Raw genomic sequence first — 3,942 nt, forward strand, 5'->3', positions numbered from 1 at the left:
ATGAGTAAGATTACCGCCGACCATCTTAGCCTTAGCGCCTTCGTCTACGTCCGGCAGTCGACAGCCTACCAGGTTGCCAATAACCTGGAAAGCCAACGACGGCAGTACGGCTTAGTCGAGCGTGCTCGACAGTTGGGTTGGGAGACCGTCGAGATCGTCGACGATGACCTTGGACGATCCGGAGGTGGCATCGCCCGCCCAGGATTCGAGAAGCTGTTGGCGGCGATATGTGAAGGTCGGGTGGGAGCAGTCGTATCGCTTGAGGCCTCACGTCTGGCGCGCAATGGCCGTGATTGGCTGTGAACGGTTGTTGAGAAGTGCGGCTATTCGCTGCCGAGAGGTCCACAGAGGTTTTTCGGCAGTGACTTGCTTGTTCTGAAGCGGATGGGATTGGCTGGGCCCTATGCTTGCCTGCGCGCAGGCAAGCATAGGGCCCAGTGCGTCGAGAAGTGTACCAAACGGCTTTTGGGTGAAGGGGTGAGGACTGGTGCAGCCGCAGCGCGTGCCGTAATCTTTGCGTCGATTGATGAAGGCAGGCACAGCGCCGAACGAACGGCTAATTCTACCCGGCGCCGCGCCCTACACCGTGCGGAACACGAATGCCGGGTTATTATGGCGCAGACGGGGGCCTCGCGTCCATGTCATGACGGCTGCCATGGAGCAGATGAGCATGATACCGGACGCTTCTTTCTGTGCGAGCGTTGTCGGTCGCAGATGCTGATCTGCCGATGCTGCGACCGGGGCCAGATTTATTGCGCTGAAGGATGTGCCCGTATTGCCCGTCACGAGCGACGTCGGGATGTTTCCAGGCGGTATCAAACGAGCCGGAACGGCCGTTTCGCCCATGCGGCCCGCAGCCGCCGATATCGGGCCCGGCAAAAAATAGTGACGCACAATGGTTCACTCGCCAGCGATGCCGATGTTGATGCATGGCGGCTTCGGTGACGACACCGAACGAGGCGTCCGACACTGCTGATACGCCGTCCTTGACCGAGTCTGCGATCCCTGAAGGATTGCCGACCGGCGTTCTGGGACATCATTGTCACTGGTGTGGCCGCTGCTGCTCGCCGTTTGTCCGCCGTGAGCCCCTGCGTCGTCGCCGAGCCATCCCGATGTCCCTATCCAGAGGATGACGATGGCCATATCTGCCGAACTGCAGGCTCAGATCCTGCGCTACCACCATGTCGAGAAGTGGCGAGCCAACACCATTGCCCACCAACTCGGCGTCCACCATCATACCGTTCAATGCGTGCTGGCCCGTTCCGGGCTGGTGCCGCATGGCCCGCGAACTCGGCCAAGCCAGATCGACGCCTATCTGCCGTTCATTCTGGAGACCCTTGAGGCATTCCCCACCCTGACGGCAGCCAGACTCCACGCAATGGTCTGCGAGCGGGGATATCGTGGCGACGGCGGTCACTTCCGCCATATGATCGCCCGCCACCGACCGCGCCAGAAGGCCGAGGCCTATCTGCGCCTGCGCACCCTTCCTGGAGAGCAGGCCCAGGCCGACTGGGGCCACTTTGGACAGATGCAGATCGGTAGGGCACGTCGTCCCCTCATGGCCTTCGTCATCGTGCTGAGCCAGTCCCGCCGGATCTTCCTGCGCTTCTTCCTCGATGCCAGGATGGAAGCGTTTCTGTCCGGTCACGTCGAAGCCTTTGACAGATGGGGCGGGGTTCCGAAGGTCGTGCTCTACGACAATCTGAAGAGCGCTGTGCTCGAGCGTCATGGCGATGCCATCCGCTTCAACCCCACTCTGCTCGCCTTTGCCGCCCATTATCGATACGATCCCCGTCCGGTCGCTGTCGCGCGGGGGAATGAGAAAGGCCGCGTCGAGCGCGCTATTCGCTATATCCGCGACAACTTCTTTGCCGCCCGCAGCTTCAAGGATCTCGACGATCTCAACGCCCAGGCCGACGCCTGGTGCGAGGGCGTTGCCGCCGACAGACTGTGCCCCGGTCTCGATATGACCGTCAGGCAGGCCTTCGCCCTCGAACAGCCCTACCTTTTGCCATTGCCAGACACCTCCTTTGAATGGCCGGCCCAGATCGCTGTTTCCATCGGCAAGACCCCTTACGCCCGCTTCGATCTGAACGATTATTCCGTCCCGCACGCCTACGTCCGGTGCAGCTTGAGCATCGTGGCCACGCAGAAGGAAGTCCGCGTCCTCGATGGTGCGAAGGTCGTTGCCTGTCACGTTCGCAGCTACGACAAGGGTGCTCAGGTGGAGGATGCCGCCCACATCAAGGCTTTGGTTGACGAGAAGCGTGCCGCCCGACGACACAGCGCCACCGATCGGCTGGCTGCCGCCGTTCCCGCCAGCACCGCGCTTCTTGAGCGCGCGGCACAGAACGGACATTCCCTGCATTCCGCCGTCATCGGCCTGAACCGGCTGCTTCAGCACTACGGAGCCAGCGAACTGCAAGCGGGAATCCTGGAGGTCCTGGCGCTCGAAGGGCCATCGCCCCATCCCAATGCCGTCCAGCTGATCCTGGAGCGCCGACGGGAACGGCGGCGCCAACCGCCGTTGCTGCACGTCGCGCTGCCCCGGCATGTCCAAGACAAGGACAGCCCTGTCCGGCCCGCTCGTCTCGACCTCTACGACCAGCTCAAGGAAACCTCAGATGACAAGTCATGATCAAAGCGATGCCCTCAATCGCGCCGCCCGGTTGCACCTGCACGGTCTTGTCGCTCACTGGCAGGACGCGCTTGAAGGCGGGTGGGCGCTGACACTTCTCGACTGGGAGGAGAACGAACGCGCCAGGCGTAGTCTGGAACGACGGCTGAAGGATGCCAGGATCGGACGCTTCAAGCCGCTCTGCGACTTCGATTGGTCCTTTCCGACACGATGCGACCGGCAGTCCATCGAAGCGCTCATGCGTCTCGACTTCATCCGTGACGCTGCCAATGCCGTCTTCATCGGCCCCAACGGGGTCGGCAAGTCAACACTTGCCCGCAACATCGCCCATCATGCCGTCCTCAACGGCCACACCGCCCTGTTTACCAGCGCCGGCCAACTGCTGGGCGAACTGGCTGCCATCGACAGCGCTTCCGCGCTCCGCCGGCGCCTGGCCCACTACACCGCTCCAGCCCTCCTCGTCATCGATGAGGTCGGATATCTCTCCTACACCAACCGTCATGCCGATCTGCTCTTCGAACTCATCAGCCGACGCTACGAGGCAAAGAGCACCATCGTCACCACCAATCGCAATTTTGCCGACTGGCACGAGGTCTTTCCCAACGCCGCCTGCGTCGTGTCGATGGTCGATCGTCTCGTCCACAATGCCGAAGTCATTGCCATCGAGGGCCAATCCTACCGGCTCAAAGAGGCCACCGGACGGTCGGAACTGCGCACCGAGCAGAGAAGGGCGCAAAGGCCATGACGAAAGCCCCCGCGAAACCTGGGTTGCCGATCTCCTTGTCCGTCGAGATCCCGACAACCTGGACACCGGAACAGGCCCTGGCCGTCTTCGAACTGCTGACCGAAATCCGCGACAGGGTCTGGCACCAATACAACGTCCAGATCCAGACCGAGCTCCAAAACCAGCGCCTGCCAAACAAATGATCTGACAGCCCTCCGAAGGCACGCTGCCTTATTCCGATTTCTCGGCAGCGAATAACCGCAGTTTTAGGCGACCGCTAACATTGGCATACGTTGCTGGAATTTTGTGGTCTGGTCGGCACTCTGATCGTTGACGAAGAGGCTATTTACGATCCGCGCTCGCCTAACGATCGTCTCCTTCTTGGCATGAAGGGTACGATGAGCGAGATGGAGTTATCCGTGTTTCGGCAACGATCCGTCGAGGCCATGCGCCAAAAAGCGCGGCGCGGCGAACTTCATCTGACTGTTGCCGTCGGATATGTGAAGACGGATGATGCCCGTGTCGAGAAAGATCCTGATCGGCGCGTTCAGGAGAGCATTCTGCTCGTCTTTCGTAAATT

Annotated in this window: 4 protein-coding genes and 1 pseudogene; all 5 read left to right on the forward strand. The window is 61.2% G+C overall.

Annotated features, from left to right (window positions below):
- Positions 1-297: pseudogene (locus tag PH547_RS33460) on the forward strand (recombinase family protein); the annotation flags it as partial.
- A gap of 838 nt (positions 298-1,135) precedes the next feature.
- Entirely contained in the window at positions 1,136-2,638 is a 1,503-nt protein-coding gene (gene istA, locus PH547_RS33465) for an IS21 family transposase (RefSeq protein ID WP_120764167.1), read from the forward strand.
- Positions 2,625-3,383, forward strand: coding sequence for an IS21-like element helper ATPase IstB (gene istB / locus PH547_RS33470; RefSeq protein ID WP_184806354.1), 759 nt, complete (start codon positions 2,625-2,627; stop codon positions 3,381-3,383). Before istA ends, istB begins: the two co-directional genes overlap by 14 nt.
- Positions 3,380-3,565, forward strand: a complete 186-nt coding sequence (locus PH547_RS33475) for a hypothetical protein (protein ID WP_120764168.1) — start codon at positions 3,380-3,382, stop codon at positions 3,563-3,565. The genes istB and PH547_RS33475 overlap by 4 nt, the downstream gene beginning before the upstream one ends.
- A 90-nt stretch (positions 3,566-3,655) precedes the next feature.
- Positions 3,656-3,942: recombinase family protein (locus PH547_RS33480; protein ID WP_285170462.1), on the forward strand; the 287-nt coding region annotated here is incomplete at its 3' end.

Origin of the sequence: Rhizobium cerradonense, assembly GCF_030182455.1 — a bacterium.
Classification (GTDB): Bacteria; Pseudomonadota; Alphaproteobacteria; order Rhizobiales; family Rhizobiaceae; genus Rhizobium.

Bases quoted from the DNA above. Each gene is read 5' to 3' on its own strand.
- istA (WP_120764167.1), top strand. From the start codon at position 1,136: ATGGCCATATCTGCCGAACTGCAGGCTCAGATCCTGCGCTACCACCAT.
- istB (WP_184806354.1), top strand. From the start codon at position 2,625: ATGACAAGTCATGATCAAAGCGATGCCCTCAATCGCGCCGCCCGGTTG.
- PH547_RS33475 (WP_120764168.1), top strand. From the start codon at position 3,380: ATGACGAAAGCCCCCGCGAAACCTGGGTTGCCGATCTCCTTGTCCGTC.